General features: G+C 67.3%; 18 protein-coding genes. 7 read left to right on the top strand and 11 right to left on the bottom strand.

Features of this window, described 5'->3' with window-relative positions:
• The first annotated feature begins 30 nt into the window (after positions 1-30).
• Genes ACE3O8_RS08590 through mtgA form a run of 3 tightly spaced genes read left to right on the top strand, consistent with a single transcriptional unit; the run spans position 31 to position 2,212 of the window.
• The gene (locus tag ACE3O8_RS08590) at positions 31-816 is read left to right on the top strand and encodes an enoyl-CoA hydratase/isomerase family protein (protein WP_374388793.1); all 786 of its coding nucleotides are present in this window, start codon (positions 31-33) and stop codon (positions 814-816) included.
• The gene (locus ACE3O8_RS08585) at positions 813-1,550 is read left to right on the top strand and encodes an N-formylglutamate amidohydrolase (protein ID WP_374388790.1); all 738 of its coding nucleotides are present in this window, start codon (positions 813-815) and stop codon (positions 1,548-1,550) included. Before ACE3O8_RS08590 ends, ACE3O8_RS08585 begins: the two co-directional genes overlap by 4 nt.
• A complete protein-coding gene (gene mtgA, locus ACE3O8_RS08580) occupies positions 1,535-2,212 on the top strand; it encodes a monofunctional biosynthetic peptidoglycan transglycosylase (RefSeq protein ID WP_374388788.1) in 678 nt (225 codons plus the stop codon). The genes ACE3O8_RS08585 and mtgA overlap by 16 nt, the downstream gene beginning before the upstream one ends.
• 470 nt (positions 2,213-2,682) lie before the next feature.
• Here the strand turns inward: mtgA and ACE3O8_RS08575 are convergent, their stop codons facing one another.
• The 7 genes from ACE3O8_RS08575 to ACE3O8_RS08545 form a co-directional block, all read right to left on the bottom strand.
• A complete protein-coding gene (locus ACE3O8_RS08575) occupies positions 2,683-3,483 on the bottom strand; it encodes an SDR family NAD(P)-dependent oxidoreductase (RefSeq protein WP_374388786.1) in 801 nt (266 codons plus the stop codon).
• Between the two features lie 54 nt (positions 3,484-3,537).
• The gene (locus ACE3O8_RS08570; RefSeq protein ID WP_374388784.1) at positions 3,538-3,981 is read right to left on the bottom strand and encodes a hypothetical protein; all 444 of its coding nucleotides are present in this window, start codon (positions 3,979-3,981) and stop codon (positions 3,538-3,540) included.
• 70 nt (positions 3,982-4,051) lie between these two features.
• Entirely contained in the window at positions 4,052-4,816 is a 765-nt protein-coding gene (locus ACE3O8_RS08565) for a peptidase (RefSeq protein WP_374388782.1), read from the bottom strand.
• Positions 4,817-4,847: 31 nt separating this feature from the next.
• Complete coding sequence (locus ACE3O8_RS08560; RefSeq protein ID WP_374388780.1) at positions 4,848-5,693, bottom strand: transglutaminase domain-containing protein; 846 nt, start codon at positions 5,691-5,693, stop codon at positions 4,848-4,850.
• Positions 5,693-6,634 carry an alpha-E domain-containing protein gene (locus ACE3O8_RS08555; protein WP_374388778.1) on the bottom strand — a complete coding sequence of 314 codons (942 nt, stop codon included), beginning with the start codon at positions 6,632-6,634 and terminating at the stop codon, positions 5,693-5,695. Before ACE3O8_RS08555 ends, ACE3O8_RS08560 begins: the two co-directional genes overlap by 1 nt.
• Positions 6,634-8,067, bottom strand: a complete 1,434-nt coding sequence (locus ACE3O8_RS08550; RefSeq protein ID WP_374388792.1) for a circularly permuted type 2 ATP-grasp protein — start codon at positions 8,065-8,067, stop codon at positions 6,634-6,636. Before ACE3O8_RS08550 ends, ACE3O8_RS08555 begins: the two co-directional genes overlap by 1 nt.
• A gap of 142 nt (positions 8,068-8,209) precedes the next feature.
• On the bottom strand, positions 8,210-9,187 hold the full coding sequence (locus ACE3O8_RS08545; protein WP_374388776.1) for a DUF6600 domain-containing protein: 978 nt from the start codon (positions 9,185-9,187) through the stop codon (positions 8,210-8,212).
• A 103-nt stretch (positions 9,188-9,290) separates the two neighbouring features.
• Between ACE3O8_RS08545 and ACE3O8_RS08540 the strand changes: the two genes are divergently transcribed.
• On the top strand, positions 9,291-11,030 hold the full coding sequence (locus ACE3O8_RS08540) for a DUF885 family protein (protein WP_374388774.1): 1,740 nt from the start codon (positions 9,291-9,293) through the stop codon (positions 11,028-11,030).
• Complete coding sequence (locus ACE3O8_RS08535) at positions 11,020-11,877, top strand: DUF4440 domain-containing protein (RefSeq protein ID WP_374388772.1); 858 nt, start codon at positions 11,020-11,022, stop codon at positions 11,875-11,877. The genes ACE3O8_RS08540 and ACE3O8_RS08535 overlap by 11 nt, the downstream gene beginning before the upstream one ends.
• 25 nt (positions 11,878-11,902) lie before the next feature.
• Here the strand turns inward: ACE3O8_RS08535 and ACE3O8_RS08530 are convergent, their stop codons facing one another.
• From ACE3O8_RS08530 to ACE3O8_RS08515, 4 genes are all read right to left on the bottom strand, one after another.
• Positions 11,903-13,222, bottom strand: a complete 1,320-nt coding sequence (locus tag ACE3O8_RS08530) for a PEPxxWA-CTERM sorting domain-containing protein (RefSeq protein ID WP_374388770.1) — start codon at positions 13,220-13,222, stop codon at positions 11,903-11,905.
• Positions 13,223-13,360: 138 nt separating this feature from the next.
• The gene (locus ACE3O8_RS08525) at positions 13,361-14,902 is read right to left on the bottom strand and encodes a winged helix-turn-helix domain-containing protein (RefSeq protein WP_374388768.1); all 1,542 of its coding nucleotides are present in this window, start codon (positions 14,900-14,902) and stop codon (positions 13,361-13,363) included.
• Positions 14,903-14,970: 68 nt separating this feature from the next.
• Complete coding sequence (locus ACE3O8_RS08520) at positions 14,971-16,110, bottom strand: acyl-CoA dehydrogenase family protein (protein WP_374388766.1); 1,140 nt, start codon at positions 16,108-16,110, stop codon at positions 14,971-14,973.
• A 38-nt stretch (positions 16,111-16,148) separates the two neighbouring features.
• The gene (locus ACE3O8_RS08515) at positions 16,149-17,357 is read right to left on the bottom strand and encodes an acyl-CoA dehydrogenase family protein (protein ID WP_374388764.1); all 1,209 of its coding nucleotides are present in this window, start codon (positions 17,355-17,357) and stop codon (positions 16,149-16,151) included.
• 157 nt (positions 17,358-17,514) lie between these two features.
• Between ACE3O8_RS08515 and ACE3O8_RS08510 the strand changes: the two genes are divergently transcribed.
• Positions 17,515-18,180 (top strand): glutathione S-transferase family protein, encoded by a 666-nt coding sequence (locus ACE3O8_RS08510; RefSeq protein ID WP_374388762.1) that lies wholly within the window; start codon positions 17,515-17,517, stop codon positions 18,178-18,180.
• On the top strand, positions 18,161-18,872 hold a 712-nt coding region (queG, locus tag ACE3O8_RS08505; protein WP_374388760.1), incomplete at its 3' end, for a tRNA epoxyqueuosine(34) reductase QueG. The genes ACE3O8_RS08510 and queG, both read left to right, overlap by 20 nt.

Below are 18,872 nucleotides of genomic sequence, written 5' to 3'. Positions count from 1 at the left end.
GGCCCGCCCTGCTGCCACAACAGGCCCAGCATGACAGCGCCACTTTCCCCCCATGTCCGGCTCGACGTCGATGGCCCCGTCGCCCGCCTCCTGCTCGACAGGCCGGACAAGCGCAACGCGCTCGATCAGGCCATGTGGGAAACCATTCCCCGCCTCGTGCAGCAGGCCGTCGCCACCCCCGGCGTCCGCCTCCTCCGCCTCGGCTCCGCCCACCCCGGCCTCTTCTGCGCCGGCGCCGACATCGCGGAATTCGCGGCCTGCTCTGCCGATCCCCGATGGCGCGCCCGCAACCAGGCCGCGATCCGCGCCACCCAGCTCGCCCTTTCCCGCGCGCCCATCCCCGTCATCGCGCTCGTGGATGGCGATTGCGTCGGCGGCGGCTGCGGCCTCGCGCTGGCGGCCGATATCCGCATCGCCTCGCCCCGCGCCCGTTTCGGCATCACCCCGTCAAAGCTCGGCCTCGTCTATCCCCTCCACGACACCCGCCTTCTGGTCGAACTCGTCGGTCCCGGCCACGCCCGCCGCCTCCTCTACACCGGCCGCCTGATCCCCGCCGCCGAAGCCCACCGCATCGGCCTTGCAGAGGAACTGGCAGACGATGTGGAACTGGCCGGCGATGCCCTTGCCGCCGAAATGCTCGCCGTCTCCGCCTTCACCCAGCGCTCCACCCGCGCCACCGTCCGCCGCATCCTGGAGGGCCAGGCAGACGACGACGAGGCCAGCACCACCCTGTTCGACGAAGCCTTCACCGGCCCGGATTTCGCCGAAGGCGTCTCCGCCTTCCTCGCCAAGCGCAAGCCCCGCTTCCCCGCATGACGCACCCCAACGCCCCCCGCCTCCTCGACGGAGACGATCCCCGCATCCTCCTCGTGTGCGATCATGCCTCCAACGCGGTTCCCCCCGGCCTCGATCCCGGCGTCCCGCCAGAGGCCATGCGCGATCATGTCGCCTGGGACATCGGCGCCGAGGCGCTCACCCGCGCCGTCGCCGCCACGCTCGGGTGCCGCGCCTGGCTCGCCTCCGCCTCCCGCCTCGTCGTCGATTGCAACCGCGATCCCGATCATGCCATCCCGGAAAAGAGCGACGGGCTCGTCATCCCCGCCAACGTCGGCCTCTCGCAGCCCGCGCGGCAGGCCCGCCTCGCCCTCCACCACGCTTTCCACAATGGCCTCGCAGACCAGATCGCAGCCCGCCCGCCCCTGCTCCTCGTCTCCATCCACAGCTTCACGCCCGCGCTCGCCTCCGCGCCCGCACCGCGCCCCTGGCCGATCGCCATCCTCTGGAACCAGGATTATCGCGCCGCCGAACTCGCGCTGGCCGCCCTCGAATCCGAACCGGATCTCGGCGGCCCCGTCGGCGCGAACGAGCCTTATTCGGGGCAGGTCCTGAACTACACGATGGATCGTCATGCCGAAGCCGCCGGCCTTCCCTATCTCGGCTTCGAACTCCGGCAGAACGGCCTCACCTCCGAAGCCGGCGTCAGCCGCTGGGCCGCCGTCGTCGCCCGCACCATCACCACCACGCTGGAGGGCCTGTGTTCGGCATCCTGAAATTCATCCTGAAGCTGCTCGCCTGGCTGGTGGCCCTCAGCCTCGTCTGGGTCGTCGCCTATCGCTGGGTGAACCCGCCCACCACCAGCCTGATGATCCGCGATCATCTGAACGATGTGCGGATCTACCGCGAATGGGTCGGCCTCGGCGAAATGTCGCGCCACATCCCCCGCGCCGTCATCGCGGCTGAAGATTCCCGCTTCTGCGAACACCGCGGCTTCGATGTCGAAGCCATCGAAAAGGCGATGGAACGCAACAAGCAGGGCAAGAAGCTGCGCGGCGGCTCCACCATCAGCCAGCAGACGGCGAAGAACGCCTTTCTCTGGTCAGGCCGCACCTGGATCCGCAAGGGGCTGGAGGCCTGGTTCACGGTGCTGATCGAATTCATCTGGGGCAAGCCCCGCATCATGGAAGTCTATCTCAACATCGCCGAATTCGGCCGCGGGGTGTACGGCGTGCAGGCCGCCTCCATCCACTATTTCAACAAGCCCGCCAGCAAGCTGAGCCGCGTCGAAGCCGCCCGCCTCGCCGCCATCCTCCCCCAACCCATCAAACGCGACGCCGCCTCTCCGGGCCGCTACACCAAGCGCTACGCCAACCGCATAGCCGGCCGAACCCGCGTCGTCGCAAACGAGGGGCTGGACGCCTGCGTTTGGAAATAGGGGTCTGAACGAAAATGGCCGCCGGCGGGCGGGGAAGGGCTCAGCCGACAGGCACCACACCGCTTCCCACCCACTCACAACCTCAAAACCCGCTCAGCCTGAGCCCGTCGAAGGCCAAGCCGCCAACCCCCTCCAAACCTCACCACCCGCTCAGCCTGAGCCTGTCGAAGGCCCCAGCGGCAACCCGCCCAGACCTCACCACCCGCTCAACCTGACCCCGTCGAAGGCCCCAGCGGCACCCCCCCAAACCTCACCACCCGCTCAGCCTGAGCCTGTCGAAGGCCCCGGGAATTGACCCACCAATCCGCCCCGCCGCTGTCCTACAAGCCCCGTACCCGCTAACCTCCCGCCGCTCTTTCCAATGTCCGTCCGCACCCCTTGATTGCCCGCACCAAACGCGGCCGCAACCAGGCCATTCCAACCGCACGAGTGCGAAAAGTGCGAAAAGCTGAACGATGGGGCGGCCGCCCTCAGGCCGTCCACCCCCCGTCGATCACCAGTTCCGATCCGGTGATGAACCCGGATTCGTCCGACGCCAGGAACACGATCCCCGCCGCGATCTCCTCCGGCTGCCCGGCCCGCTGCAGCGGGGTGTTCAGCATGGCGATGGCGTCGATCGGCGGCCGGTTCGCGCCCGGCGCCCCGCCCAGCGATTCCATCGTTCCCGAAAGCCCGCCTTCGTCGATCTTGGTCCAGATCGGCGTGTCGATGATGCCGGGATGCACGCTGTTGCTGCGGATGCGGTCGGCGGCGAACTCCTTCGCCACCGCCTTGGAAAACAGCCGCACGCCGCCCTTCGTCGCGCAATATCCGGCCAGTCCGGCCGACCCTTCCAGCCCAGCCACGGACGAGATGTGGATGATGGACCCGCCCTTCCCGTGCGCCCGCATCGCCGGCACCGAATGCTTCACCCCCAGGAACACGCCGGTCAGGTTGATGGCGATCTGCCGGTTCCAGGCCTCCAGGCTCATCTCCAGGATCATCTGCCCGGATCCGATCCCGGCATTGTTCACCAGCGTGTCCAGATGCCCGTGCAACCGCACCGTTTCGGCGACCACCTCGCGCCAGCCGTCCTCCTCCACCACGTCCTGGTGGCGATAGGCGGCCTTCCCGCCCGCCTTGCCGATCAGCGCCAACGTCTCCTGCCCGCCCTCGTCGTCGATGTCGGTCACCATCACGGCCGCGCCTTCCCGCGCAAGCGCGATCGCCGTCGCGCGGCCGATGCCGCTGCCCCCGCCCGTCACGATGGCGGACTTGCCCTTCAGTCGCATGAAAACCTCCCCATGGGCCTTTGCGGCCCTTGGGCGATCATGCGGCGAAGGCGGCTATTTCAACACTCCCTTTCTTGCCATGGCCCGCGAATACCAGGCGAAGAACAGGCAGCCCGCCAGCACCACGGCATGCATCGGCGCTGTGCCGCCCATCACCTCCCGGCCGTTCGAAAGGAAGAAGGTATAGAACAGGCTCACCAGATAGGCGATCAACGAGGCCGCGAACACCGGCGCCGCCGCCCGCCGCCGCAACAGCAGCAGCACGCTGCCCAGCAGCCCGCCCCACACACCGATCGCCCACACTGCGTTCATCCACACGGGATAGCCCTGCGCAAAGGCGATCTGGGCATCCGTCATCCCCATCTGCCGGAAATAGTCGACGCCCTTCAGCTTCGACATCAGATAATCGTAAACGCCGAACCCGTTCCAGATGATCCCCAGAACGCCGACGATCCACAGATGCGCCGGCGCGCGGGCAGCAGGTGCGATATTGGTCATCATGAAGTCCTCCCTGACTTCACAATAACCTGTTTCAGCCGTTTGGAAAATCGCCCCTCCGGCGCAGCTCCTACCGCCTCGCCGCCACTTCGCCGGGCAAGGGATAATCCGGGTCCGGAATGCTCTCCAGCGCTTCTTTCAGGGCATTGGCCCACCGCGTGCCCAGGTCGTGATAATAGGGGTCGCTGTCCTCGATCCGGGTCAAGGCCGCCGTCGATTGCCCCGGCCGCACCACCAGCATGTCGATCGGCAGGCCAACCCCCAGGTTCGATCGCATCGTGCTGTTCATGCTCACCAGCCCGATCTTGATCGCCTTCGAAAGCGGGGTGCGGTAATTCAGCATCCGGTCCAGCACCGGCTTGCCATATTTCAGCTCCCCGATCTGGAAATAGGGCGTGTCCATCCCGCACTCGATGAAATTGCCCTCGCCATAGATCAGGAACAGCCGCGGCGCCCGCCCGTCGATGGAACCGCCCACCAGCAGGGTCACGCCGATATCGACGCCCTCCTGCTGCTGCACCACGGCCTCGATGTCCTTCTTCGCCCCCACCATCGCCTCACCCACGATCTGGGCAACGCGAAACATCGTCGGCGCCGTCTCCAGGAACTCCGGCTCCTCGTTGCCGGGCATCATCACGCCTTCATTCAGCCGGTTCACCAGCGCCTGCGTCGTGCTCAGCGATCCGGCGGATGCGATGGAAATGATGCGCTTGCCGTCCTCCCCGAACACGCGGAGCTTGCGATAGGTGGAGATGTTGTCGATCCCCGCATTGGTGCGGGTATCGGCCATCATCACCAGGCCTTCCTTCACCAGCAGGCCCACGCAATAGGTCATCCGGCAACGCCCCCTTATCGGCCGCGGCGGCCTATTGGCCCTGTGTCTGGCCCATGGCTGACTGGTTCTGCCGCGCCGGCTTCGCTTGCCGCCCCAGCACGCCCACCGCAAGCGATTCGGCGCCGCCGCCACGCCGGCTGCCGCGCACCGGCGCCGCCTCCCGGCTGTCCAGCCCCACGGCGACACGCACATGCCCCGGCGTGCCGGAAACAGCGTGCGTCGGGTCAAAGCTCACCCAGCCCAACCCGTCCACATGCGCTTCGGCCCAGGCATGGGCGGCTTCCTGCTCCAGATGATCGGGCGCGGCATAATGGCCCGAAACATAGCGCGCCGGAATGCCCAGGCTCCTCGCCCCGGCGACGAACAGCTGCGACAGATCCTGGCAGACGCCCCGCCCCAGGCACAGCACGGCGTCGGCATCGGTCTGCGGCTCCGTGGCCCCGGTCTCGAACCGGATCCGCTCGTGCACGCCCAGCATCAGCGCATGCAGCGTCGCCAATGTCTCGTCCCGGCGGAAACCCTCGGCAAAGTCCTTGATCGGCGGCGTGATCGCCGTCAGCGGCGTCGCCCGCAGAAACAACCGGGGCGGCAGCGGCTCGTCCAGCGCCTGCACGACACCGGCATGATCCGCCGTGATCACCGTGCCCGTCACATGCAGGGTCAGGCTGTCCACCGGCCGGTCGGCATAGAAGCTGTGGACCAGGTTTCCATAACAGTCGGTGCCCGGCACCAGGCAGCCGTCGGCGTCCACATCGATCCGCCAGCTCACCACCTGCTGGCATTCGCTGTCGCGCGGGGTCAGCTTCAGCAGTTGAACGATCCCCGCCGCAGGCTCGGAATAGGTGTAGCGGGTGATATGATCGATCAGCAGCTGCATCAGAACAGATATTGCTCCGCGATGGCGTCGCCCAGGCGATTGTTCTCGATGATGAACCGCTCCAGAAACTCGTGCAAGCCGGACTGGAACAGACGGTCGATGTCGCTGCCGGCCAGCGCCCTCAGCGAGGTGGCGGCGATCCGGTTCGCCGGCCCGCGCCGCCCCCGCGTCGCCGCCAGCTGGTCCAGCAGCCACACGGCATCCTCCAGGCAGGCGATCAGGGATCGCGGCATCGCCCGGTTGAAGATCAGCAGGTCCGCCACCAGCCAGGGTTTCACCGATTCCCGATACACCCAGCGATAGGCCGTCAGCGCAGACACGGTCCGCAGCAGCGTCGTCCATTGGAAATAATCAAGGCTCCCGCCAACCGGTTCGGAACGGGGCAGCAGCAGGTGATATTTCACGTCCAGCAGGCGGGCGGTATTGTCGGCGCGTTCCACCGTCGTCCCCAGCCGCAGGAACCAGTAGGTCGCCTCGCGCAGCTGGGTGCGGTGCGCGGCGCCGTCGAACATCAGCAGCGAATTCTTGATGCTGTCCACCAGCCGCACCAGCGTCGAACTGTCCGGCATGCCGCTGCCGAAGCGCTGGATCTCGTGCCAGGCGTCGTTCACCGCCTCCCATGTCTCCAGCGTCAGCGAGGTGCGTACCGCCCGGCCATTGTTCCGCGCCGCCTCCAGGCAGCGCCGGATCGAGCTCAGGTTTTCCGTGTCCAGCGTCAGGAAATGGCCCACATTCGCTTCGTCGACCGGCAGGTTCCGCTCATGGAAGGCCTCGGCCACCGCCGCGGACTGGATCGCGCTCTCCCAGGCCGGCGCCGCCCCCCCGTGCGACGCCGGCAGAGACGCCAGCCGCACGGTCGCGTCGATCAGGCGGCACAGGAAATCGGCCCGCTCCAGATAGCGCCCCATCCAGTAAAGGTTCGATGCCGAACGCGAGAGCATCAGCCTTCATCCCCCGGAATGTCCACCACCCAGGTGTCCTTGGTGCCGCCGCCCTGGCTGGAATTCACCACCAGCGATCCTTCCTTCAGCGCCACGCGGGTCAACCCGCCGGGCACGATCTGGCTGCCGTTCGCCCCCGTCAGCACGAACGGCCTCAAATCGACATGGCGCGGCGCCACGCCAGACGCCGTCAGCGTGGGGCAGGTGGAAAGCGCCAGCGTCGGCTGCGCGATATAATGCTGCGGATTGGCCCTCAGTCTTGCGGCAAACTCCTGCCGCTGCGCCTCGGTCGCATGCGGCCCAACCAGCATGCCATAGCCGCCAGAGCCGTCGGTTTCCTTCACCACCAGCTCGGCCAGATTGTCCAGCACATAGGACAGCGCCTCCGGCTCCCGGCAACGCCAGGTCGGCACATTGTGCAGGATCGGATCGCGCCCGGTGAAGAACCGGATGATGTCCGGCATATAGCTGTAGATCGCCTTGTCGTCCGCGATGCCCGTGCCCAGCGCATTGGTGATCGTCAGGTTGCCGGCATGCACGGCATTCACCAGCCCCGGCACCCCCAGCACGCTGTCGGCGCGGAAGATCAGCGGGTCCAGGAAATCGTCATCGACCCGGCGGTACAGCACGTCCACCCGCTTCGGCCCTTCGGTGGTGCGCATGTAGAGGATGTCGCCATGGACAAACAGGTCTGAGCCTTCCACCAGCTCGACCCCCAGCTTGTCCGCCAGGAAGCTGTGTTCATAATAAGCGCTGTTGTGGATGCCCGGCGTCAGCAGCGCCAGGCACGGCTCCCCGTTGCAGTTGTTCGGCGCAACCGATGTCAGCGTTTCCAGCAGCGTTTCCGGATAGGTTTCCACCGGCCTAAGCCCGCCCGCCATCGAAACGGCATGGATCAGCTCCGGCACCAGCCGCAGCATCACCTCCCGGTTTTCCAGCATATAGGACACGCCGGACGGTGTCCGGGCATTGTCTTCCAGCACGAAGAACTCGTCCGGCCCGGTGCGGACCATGTCGATGCCGGCAATCTGCACCCACACGTCCTTGGCGGGGCGGCGGCCCACCTGCGGCAGGCAATATTGCGGATTCAGCAGGATCAGCTCTTCCGGCACGATCCCCGCCCGGATGCAGTCGCGCGGGCCATACACATCCGCCAGGAACATGTTCAGCGCCTGCACGCGCTGCTTCAGCCCCTCTTCCATCCTCGCCCATTCGCTGCCCGCCAGCACGCGCGGGATGATGTCGAAGGGGATCAGCCGCTCGCTCGCGTCCGGGTCGCCATAGACAGCGAAGGTGATGCCGATGCGGCGGAAGAACAGCTCGGCCTGCCGCCGGCGGGTTTCCAGAAGGTCGGGCGGGGCGCTCTTCAGCCAGCGCTCCACCTCGGCATAGGGCGGGCGAACCGCCGGGCCCTGCCCGTCTGCCCCGAACAGGGGGCCGGCGCCTGCCCCGCCGGGGTAGGGGCCGAAGCCATAGGTCTCATCGAATGCGCGTGACGTCACATTTTCCCCTTGCAGCACGCACATATTGTGCGGCGCACAAGGGCCATGCAACCCTGAAAATGCGCGTCAGCGCTCAGTCGTCGGCGGCCCGCGACGGCACGTCGCGGCCACGGGCCGGCTCCCGGGAAGGCGCTCTTTGCATTTCGCGGGCCTGCGGGGCCTCGCGAACCTGCGGCGAGGGAGAATTCTGCGCCTGCGCCCGCCCCGGATCGGCGGCCCGGGGCTGTTGCGGCGCGCTGCGGGGATGGCGCCCGGCCTCGGCCGGGGGCCGGCCGGCGCGCTCTCCGCCCTGCCAGCCCGCGCGGGGCTGCCGCTCGCCGCCCACAGTCGCCTGATCGCTGCGGGGATGGCGCTGCCCCCCGGTATAGGCCGGGCTGGAACGGGGATGGACGTTGGGCGGAACCGGCGTCACCTCCCTGCCGTCAACCGGCCGGTCCGGGCGGTCGGGCCGGTCAGGCCTGCCGGGCCGATCGGGATAGGCCGGATAGCCCGGCCGCCCGGGTCGCACATGCTGCTGCATGCCCGGCCGCCAGGCCCAATAGGCGGGCGCATAGCTCCACCAGTCATTGCCCCAGCCATAGCCCCGGCTGCTCCAGCCATAGGGCGGCAGAGGCGACCAGCTGACATAATCCCCGCTGGTCCGCCAATCGACCCAGCCCGGCCCGAAGCGCGTATCCGGCACCCAGAACCAGCCCATCCGGTCGTCCCGGCCCCAGCGCCCATAGTGGTAGGTCGCCCAGCCCCAGGGTTCGCCCGAAACCCACATGCGGCCGTATCGCGGATCCTGCCGCCAGTATCCGGCGCGATAGGGCTGCCAGCCCGCCATGACCGATGGATAGAAAACCCGGCCATAGTGCGGATGCAGCCCCCAGCTGCCATAACTGGCAAGCGGCTCGAAGAAGAGATTGACGGACATGGCGTCCCGGCCCCACCAAGCGACCGGCGGCCGCGTCGCATAGCCGCGGTCCTCATAGGGCGCTTCCGACCAGCCCGTCGTGCTGCACGCGGCAAGTGAAAGCCCAAGACCAGTCGCAACAAGCAGAGATTTCATGGAGGCAATATTGGCGCACCCGGTTGAACAAGGCCTGACTCGAATCGCCCGGCCGCTTGGCGCCCGCACCGCCCTGCTTGCGGCCGCAGCCGCTGCCGCCACGATGGCCCTGCTGCCCACGCCCGTCGCGGCGGCCCCGGCGGCTCCCGCTGCGGCCCCGGCACCCGGCAGCGCGGACGCGCGGCTGAAGGCCCTGTATGATGCCGAATATCAGTGGCGGCTGAAGGAACAGGAACGCGGCCCCGGCCGTGGCGCGCAAGGCGGCCGCCTGCCCCGCGTCGATGCGAAATCGCAGGCCGCCCGCCTCGCCTATTGGGACAATGTGCTGAAAGAGCTGGATTCGATCCCCTTCGATCAGCTCTCCCACGCGGAACAGATCAATGCGCAGGTGTTCCGCACCATGATCGAGAACCAGTCGAACGAGGTTCGCTGGAAGCTCTATGAAATCCCCTTCAACACCGACACCTTCTTCTGGACGCTCGCGCCCTACGCCGGCACCCGCTTCTCCTCGGAAGATCAGTATCGCAACTACATCAGCCGCATTCGCGACATTCCGCGCTATTTCGACGAGCAGACGGTGAACATGAAGGCGGGCCTTGCGCGCGGCTTCTCCAACCCGAAGATGACGCTCGTCGGCCGCGACGAAACCATCGTGCCCTACACGGCCGCCGGAGAGGCGAACGCGCTTTATGCCCCGTTCGCGAAGATGCCCGACAGCATCCCGGCAGAGACGCAGGCGAAGCTGCGCGCAGACGCGCTCGCAGCCATCAACGAAGCCGCAGTTCCTGCCTATGCCAGGCTGCTGAAGTTCATCCGCGAGGATTACATGGTCCGCGCCCGGCCCACGATCGGCGCATCGGAAATGCCCAATGGCCGCGCCTTTTACGCCTCGCAGATCCGCGAATACACCACCACCGACCTGACGGCGAAGCAGATCCACGAGATCGGCCTGAAGGAAGTGGCGCGCATCAAGGCCGACATGGAAGCGACCATGAAGGCCTCCGGCTTCAAGGGCACGTTGCCGGAATTCTTCACCTTCATGCGCACCGATCCGCAATTCTACGCCAAAACGCCGAAGGAACTGCTGGCCGCCGCCTCCTACACGGTGATGAAGGCGAACGGGCGGATGAACGAAACCATCGGCAAGCTGCCCCGTTACCGCCATGGCATCGTCGCCGTGCCGGCCGATATCGCCCCAATCTACACCAGCGGGCGCGGCGGGCTGGATAACTGCCTGTTCAACACCTACCGGCTGGATCAGCGCCCGCTCTACACCCTGCCCGCGCTTGCCGTGCACGAATGCACGCCGGGCCACAGCTTCCAGGCGGCGCTGGCCCGCGAAGGCGAGGCGCGGCCCGATTTCCGCAAGGATCTCTACTTCTCCGGCTATGGCGAAGGCTGGGGCCTCTACACCGAATGGCTCGGCCAGCAGATGGGCATCTATGAAACGCCCTACGAAGAATTCGGCCGCCAGACCTACGAGATGTGGCGCGCCGTCCGCCTGGTGATCGACACCGGCATGCACGAATATGGCTGGAGCCGCGACAAGGCGCTGGCCTATTTCAAGGAGCATGTCGCCCTGTCAGACCTCGAAATCACCAACGAGGTCGACCGCTACATCAGCTGGCCGGGGCAGGCGCTGGCCTACAAGCTGGGCGAGATCACCATCCGCAACCTGCGCAAGGAGGCGGAAGCGGAACTGGGCGCGAAGTTCGATCAGCGCGGTTTCCACGACACCATCCTGGGCCTTGGCGCAGTGCCGCTGCCGGTGCTGGAATCCGAAGTCCGGGGCTGGATCGCCGCCGAAAAGGCGAAACCCGCGAAGGCCGCCGATGCCGGCTGACCGCCGCACGCTGCTGGCCCTGCCGCTGGCCGCGCTGCCGCTGGCTGCCCGCGCCGGCGGCGACGAGATCGCCGCCATCTCCGCCATGCTGCTGGGCATGGCGGAGGCGTGGAACCGGGGGGATTTCCGCGGCTACATGTCCGGGTTCGCCAACCCGGACATCGCCTATATCTCGCGCGGGAAGCGTCAGCCGGGGTGGGAGGCGACACTTCAGCATTACCTGAAGCATTATGGCGGCGCGCCCGGCAAGCGCGGCCACCTGACCTTCTCGCAGTTCGACATCCAGATGCTCTCCCCGGAAGCCGCGCAGCTGATCGCCCGCTTCGACCTGAGGTGGGACGACGGCCGGACCGACGGCGGCCTGTTTTCCGGCGTCGTTCGCAGGCGCGACGGCCGCTGGGTGGTCACGCTGAACCATGTGCAGGCGGAAACGCCCGACCCGCGCGACCGCGACGACGAGGCCGAAAAGGCCGCTATCGTGAACGTCATCCGCACCATGGAAGTCGCCTGGAACCGGGGCGATTTCCACGGCTACATGGCGGGCTTCGCCAACCCGGACGTCATCTTCGTCTCCCGCGGAGAGTTCCAGAAGGACTGGCAGGGAACGCTCGACCACTACATCCGCGATTATGGCGCCTCGGCAGAGACACGCGGCACGCTGGCGTTCAGCAACATCCGGGTCGAAATGCTGGCCCCGGATGCGGCGCAGCTCATCAGCAATTACCGGCTGGACCGCCCCGGCAATCCGCAGATCGGCATCAACACCCGGCTGATGCGCAAGCGGGGCGGAACATGGGTGATCGCGCTCAACCATGTCTCCGCAAGGGAAACGCCGGCGGCCAACTGAACAGGGGCCGCCGGCGCTGCCCCCTTCAGGCCGGCCGGACCGCCGCTGTCGCCCGGCGGCGGTGGATCGCGCCCACCAGCCCGAAGCCAAGGATCATCATTGTCCAGGCGGCCGGTTCCGGCACCGCGTTGAAGGCATTGCCCGCCAGCGCCTGCGCCGCGATCTGCTGGCCTGTCACCAGACCCGCCGCATTGTCGAAGCTGAAGTGGATGCCGCCCCACAGCCGGCTGTTCGCGCCGTCCAGCGCGGCCTGGGTGATGCTGGTGAAGGCCCGCGAGTCGCCCCCGATCGAGAATTCGAACTGATGATCATCCCCGAACAGCGCGATCAGGATTCCGGCCCCAGCGCCCGACAAGGCGGAATGGGTGGACAGGTAAGAGGGGTGGTTCGGCGCGGCGAACAGCGAATTCCAGTTCGGATCGCTGACGGTCGCATCATTGCCGTCCAGATCGGCGTTGCGGATCGCGGTGATCGGCCGCCACAGGGCATATTCATATTTGGCGTCGAACCCGGCGATCAGCGCATCGGCGAGGCTGGTTGTCAGCAGCGCGAAGCTGCTGGCGAATTCCAGCGTCGTCTTCGGCTCATCCTCTGCCACCAGCAGGCCGATGCGCAGCCAGGGCGCACCATTGGCTGCATCCCAGAACAGCGCGCTCGCCGTCTGGTCCGCCGTGCGCAGCAGGCTTCCGGCGCTACCCCATTCCTTCACCTCGTTGAAGGCCGCCGCATATTCGGCGCTGTCCAGCGCGGGCGGAGGCCCGGGGCGGAACTGATCGCCCGATGTCATCCCGAACGGCGTCACATCGCCCCAATGCGGCAGGGCGGCGGGGGCCGGCGCTGTCGGCACCCAGTTCCCCGGCGTGCCATCGGGGGAGTAGCTGCTCACTGCAGATGCGCCGTCGTTCGCCCGGCGCGCCAGCACGGCGCCGGCATAGGCCGCGCCTGTCTGCAAGCCGGCGGTCTTGGCCGCGCCATCGGGCACCAGCGCCAGGCTCGCCACCAGCGCAGCGTCATATTGCGCGGCATTGCCGGGGTTCAGCGCCACCAGCACATCCCGCGCGGCCTTGGATGCGGCGGCCCGGCTGTCGCCACCCGGCGTCTGCACACCGCGCAGATAGGGGTTGTTCACATGCCCGGCCGTCGCGTTCACCGCATCATGGATGGCGATGTTCACCATGGCATAGATGCGCGTCTGCGCCGGGGGAGAGCCGGGCACCAACCCCACGGCAACCTCATTCCAGAACAGGACGGGGTCGTCCTCTGCTGTGATGGCCGCCCATGCGGGTTGAGCCTGCGCCATCGTCAGCGCGGCGATGCCGGCTGCGGCTGCGAATCCGAACTTCATGCCCTGTCTCCCCGCCGGACGCCGCCCCCATTGACTGCGCACCGGCTGGCGGCAGCAAAGGCGAAACCAGCGGCAGAGCCCACTCAACGGCCCTGATGAATTGCTGATGCCGGGCTGATTTCAGCCGCCCGGCGTGCGTCAGGCCGGAAGCGCCCGATCCGGGCGCGAGCCCGTTTCCCGCCAATAGGCATCCAGCCCCAGCCGCGTCAGCAGCCCCCGATAGCGCGGGCTTGTCCGCAGCGGCTCCCCCTTGGCGGAAAACAGGATCGACGTCTTCCGGCGCGACAGCGGGCCGGGAGCCGGCGCGCCATTGCCCCCGAAATAGAAAGCCTCCAGCACCTCGAAGCAGCGATCCACCGCCCCCAGCGCGCCCAGATAGTTCACGACCGATATCGTGCCGAGCGCACTGCGCGCGGCCGCGATCTCCTCGATCAAGGCGTCCCGCACGTCAGGCGTCGCCCCATCCTTCATCGCCACGGCGAAGCGGCGATGGATCGGGTAGGGTGGCGGTTCGCTGTCGGGGGCGGTCACCGGCCAGCGCCGCTCGTCATCGATCAGGGCGATAGCCTGCCCGGCCCGGCCCGTCAGCGCCAGGAATTCGAACCGCGTCTGCCAGATCCCGCGATGCTGGGGCCACAGCTGAAACGCCTGTTCCAGGATGCGATCCGCCTCTTCCATCTGCCCACCACCCCAAAGCCCCCAGGCCAGGATCAGCTGGTTCGCGGGCACGAACGGCTCAGGCGCCAACGCCCGGCGGAAGCAGCCGATCGCTTCCTGCCAGCGGCCGGTGTCGCACAGCAGCCAGCCCAGCGCGCTTTCAGCCGCCGAATGACCGCCCCGCGCCGCCATCAACGCCCGCAGCCGCGCCTCGTTCGCGGCCCATTGCCGGAAGTTGCTGGGAATGGTGGCCAGCGCCACGCTCGCGTCCATGTTGCCGGGGTCCAGCGCCAGCGCCCGCCGCGATGCGCTTCCCGTCCAGTCGGCCAGCGCCTGCTGGGCCGCGCCTTCCTCGCCTTCCAGCGCATGCTGATAGGCAAGCGCCAGTGCGCCCCACGCCTCGGCAGAGCCGGGATCCAGCCGCGTCGCCTGCCGCAGATAGGCGATCGCCTGTTCGTTCTGCACCCTCAGGCCCCAGCCCATCGCATCCCGGCCACGGGCGACAAGCGTGCGCGCGGCTTCCGCATCGGGCTTGTCGGCGCCGATCGCGCGCCAGGCGAACAGGCCGGCGGCCACACCGGCTGCGGCAAGGCCGCCGATAGCCATTCCTCTCCGGCTCAGACCCATCCGTTCGCGGGGCGTCGGCGCGGCATCGGTTTCGGGGAACGCATCCGGTGTCGCGGAAAGCGGTCGCAGCCGGTAGCCGACCTTGGTGATCGTCTCCAGTTCAAAGCCGCCAACCTCGGCAGCGAGGTGCCGGATACGGGAAATCACCCGCTGGATCGCATTTTCGCCCACGATCCGCCCGTCCCAGCAGCGGTCCACCAGTTCAGACCGGCTGACCACCCGGCCGGCCGATTGCGCCAGCGCCACCAGCACCTGCATCACGCGCGGCTCCAGCGTCAGCGAGGAGCCGTCCCATTCCACCTGCAGAAGCGCGGGAATCACATGAACCCCGCCCAGATCGAACGGCGGTTCGCTGGCCAGGTCGATCCTGTCTTGCCTCGTCACATGATCGAGCAAGGGCAGATTCCTTCCCGCGCCACCCTATCCTGAATGGCGGGGAAGGAGAAGTGCGCGGCTGGCCCGCGTCAGGCCGCTTCGGTCAGCAGCCCCGCTTCCAACCGGCCCAGATGATGATCGAGATCGCCGAACTGGCTCTCGATGATGGACAGCCGCTTGAAGTAATGGCCCGCCGCCAGCTCGGTGGTGATGCCGATGCCGCCATGGGTCTGCACCGCCCACTGGCCCAGCGCACGGGCGCCCTTGTTGATCTTGGCCTTGGCCTGGCTCACCCACTTCGCGCGATTGGCGTCGTCCAGCCGCAGCGTGCCCATCAGCGTCATGGATTGCGCCTGCTCGGCCTCCATGAACATGTCCACCAGCCGGTGCTGGATCACCTGGAACTCGCCGATGGCCTTGCCGAACTGCTTGCGCTGCTTGGCGTAATCCAGCGTCAGCTCGTGCAGCCGCTTCATTGCGCCGGTCGCTTCCGCGCACTGCGCCATGGCGGCATGATCCACCAGCTTCTCGACAAGCGGCAGCGCGCCGCCCTCGGCGCCCAGCAGCGCATCCGGCCCGACGCTCGCGTTCTCGAAATAGACTTCGCTCGCCATATAGCCGTCGACGCAGGGGTAATCCCGCCGCACCACGCCCTTGGCGTTCGCCTCCACCAGGAACAGCGAAACCCCGGCTGCCTCACGCTGGCTGCCGCCGGTGCGCGCCGTCACCAGCAGATGCGTCGCATAGGGGGCTGCCACCACCACGGCCTTGTGGCCGTTCAGCGTCCAGCCCGAACCATCGGCCTTCGCCGTCGTCTTCAGGTCAGCCAGGTTGTAGCGGCCCTGCGGCTCGTAAAAGCCCGCGCCCACGATCACCTCGCCGCCGATGATGCCCGGCACCAGCGCCTCGGCCTTCGCCCCGCCGGTTTCAACCAGCGCGCCGGCACCCAGCACCACGTTAGAGACATAGGGTTCAACCGCGATCGCGCGGCCGAATTCCTCCATCAGCACCATGCTGTCGATCGGCCCGCCGCCAAAGCCGCCATAGGCTTCGGGCAGCGCCGCGCCCAGGATGCCAAGCTCGGTCGCCAGTGCCTGCCACACGGCCGGATCCCGTCCGCCATCGCGCTTCAGCATGGCGGCGCGCTTGTCGAAATCATAGGTGTCAGACAGGTAGCGGCGCAGCGTGTCGCGCAGCATCCCCTGCGTTTCGGTGAAGTTGAAGTCCAAGAAACCCTCCCGGAATCGATGTGGTCAGATGCCGGGCCTCAGAGGCCCAGCACCATTTTCGCGATGATGTTGCGCTGGATCTCGTTGGATCCGCCATAGATGCTGGTCTTGCGCATGTTGAAATAGGTCGGCGCAGACCGGTGCGCGAACTCCGGCCCGATCGGATATTCGTTCGAGCCATCCGGGAATTCGCGGAAATAGGGCGCGGCATAGTTGCCGGCCGCTTCCAGCACCAGTTCGGTGATGCGCTGCTGGATTTCCGTGCCCTTCACCTTCAGCAGCGAGGATTCCGGTCCCGGCCCCTTGCCAGAGGCTTCGCCCGCCAACGTGCGCAGTTCGGTGAACTCCAGCGCAGACAGGTCGGTCTCTAGCTCCACCACCTTGCGGCGGAAGAAGGGGTTCGCCAGCAGCGATTGCCCGCTGCCGTCCTGCTCGGCCCTGGCGATCGCCTTCAGCTTCTCGATCCCGCGCTTGGATCGGGCGACGCCCGCAATCCCCGTGCGCTCATGGGCGAGCAGGAACTTGGCGCAGGTCCAGCCCTTGTTTTCCTCATAGACGCGGTTCTCGACCGGCACCTTCACATTGTCGAGCCACACCTCGTTCACTTCATGCTCGCCGCCCAGCGTGATGATCGGCTTCACGGTGATGCCCGGCGTCTTCATGTCGATCAGCAGGAAGGAAATGCCTTCCTGCTGCTTCGCCGTCGCGTCCGTCCGCACCAGGAAGAAGCCCCAGTCGGCATGCTGCGCCAGCGTCGTCCAGGTCTTCTGGCCGTTGACGATATAATAGTCCTTGCCGTCCTCCGTCACGCGCTCGGCGCGGGTGCGCAGGCTGGCGAGGTCGGACCCGGAGCCGGGCTCGGAATAGCCCTGGCACCACCACACCTCACCGGACAGGATGCCCGGCAGGTGCTGCGCCTTCTGTTCCGGCGTGCCGAAGGTGTAGATCACCGGGCCCACCATGTTGATGCCGAACGGCAGCGGGGGAATGGTCTCTGCCCGGGCGCTTTCTTCCGAGAAGATGTAGCGCTGCGTCGCCGTCCAGCCGGGGCCGCCATATTGCGTCGGCCAGGCGGGCGCCGCCCAGCCCTTCTTCGCCAGGATCTTGTGCCAGGCCAGCATGTCCTGCTTGCCCAGTTCCTCGCCCTCGTCCTGCTTGCCGCGCAGGTGGGCCGGATAGTTTTCGGCGATGAATGCCCGAACCTCGTCGCGGAACGCGACTTCCTCGGGGCTGAACGCAAGATCCATGGTCTTTGGCTCCCTTCCTGCGGGTGCGCTAGCATCGGCCGTGCCGCTTTCCAAGCTGCCACATTGGCGCAACCCCGATCGAATTCGGCCTCGCCGCCACCAGGGGCGAATCAAGCCGCTGGCGCGCGCGAATCCTTGCGCTAATAGGGACTGCAACATGTGGCGCCTCCACCAGTTTCCTCTTTGCCCGTTCAGCCGTGCCGTGCGCTTTGCCATGGCCGAAAAGGGCGTGTCCGCCGAACTGGTGGCCGCCTACCCGTGGGAACGGGGGGAAACGCTTTCGCGCCTGAACCCTGCGATCCAGACCCCGGTGCTGGAAAACGGCCAGATGGTGCTGTGCGACAGCAGCGCGATCATCGAATATTTCGACGAAACGGTGGAACGCCCGCCGCTGGTGGGCGGCGGCGCGACAGAGCGGGCAGAGGCGCGCCGGCTTGCCCACTGGTTCGGCCAGCGCTTCTATTCCGAAGTGACGGCGCCGCTGCTGGCGGAACGCATGTACAAGCGCATCGTCAGCCGCGAGATGCCCGACGGCATCGCCATCCGCAACGCCAACCGCGCCGCCGAACTGCACCTGCAATATGTGGACGACCTGCTGGACGACAACCGCTGGATCGCGGGCCCCACCTTCGGCATCGCCGACATCAACGCCGCCGCGCAGATTTCGGTGGCGGATTATCTGGGCGGCATCGACTGGCGCGGCCATGGGCAGGCGAAGGTCTGGTATTCCGCGCTGAAGTCCCGCCCTTCCTTCCGCGCCATCCTGGCAGACCGGATGGAGGGCATCCGCCCGCCGCCGGACTATGACAAGCTCGATTTCTGAGCGCCCGCCGGCGGAGGCCGGCCTGTCCGGAAAACTCAGGGCCGAGGCGCTTGCGCTTGGCTTCACCGCCTTCGGCATCGCCCCGGCAGATGCCGCCCCAATGGCCGGCGAGCGGTTGCGGCAATGGCTGGCCGAAGGCCGTCACGGCGACATGCTGTGGATGGAAGCCCGGGCAGACCAGCGGGCCAGCCCGGCGGGCCTCTGGCCTGAGGTCCGCTCGGTCGTCGCGCTCGGCCTGCCCTACACCCCCGCGCTCGATCCGGCGCGCAATCTCGCCCGGGCCGATCTCGCCACCATTTCCGTCTATGCGCTGGGCCGGGATTATCATGATGTGGTCAAATCCCGGCTGAAGGCGCTCGCCCGCTGGCTGATGGCGGCCAGCGCAGAGCCGGTGAAGCTGTTCGTCGATACCGCCCCCGTCATGGAAAAGCCGCTGGCCGAAGCCGCCGGCCTCGGCTGGCAGGGCAAGCATTCGAACCTGCTCAGCCGCAAGGCGGGCAACTGGCTGTTCCTGGGCGCCATCTACAGCAGCGCCGATCTCGAACCGCTGGCGGAACCGGGCACCCGCGCCAGCTGCGGCAGCTGCACCGCCTGCATCGACGCCTGCCCCACGGGCGCCATCGTCGCACCCTATCAGGTGGATGCGCGGCGCTGCATTTCCTACCTCACCATCGAACACAAGGGGCCGGTTC

The sequence above is a fragment of the Sandaracinobacter sp. genome (assembly GCF_041909755.1).
GTDB lineage: Bacteria > Pseudomonadota > Alphaproteobacteria > Sphingomonadales > Sphingomonadaceae > Sandaracinobacteroides.
Note: the sequence above shows the minus strand (reverse complement) of the source record. Positions and strands in the feature narration are given on the sequence as shown.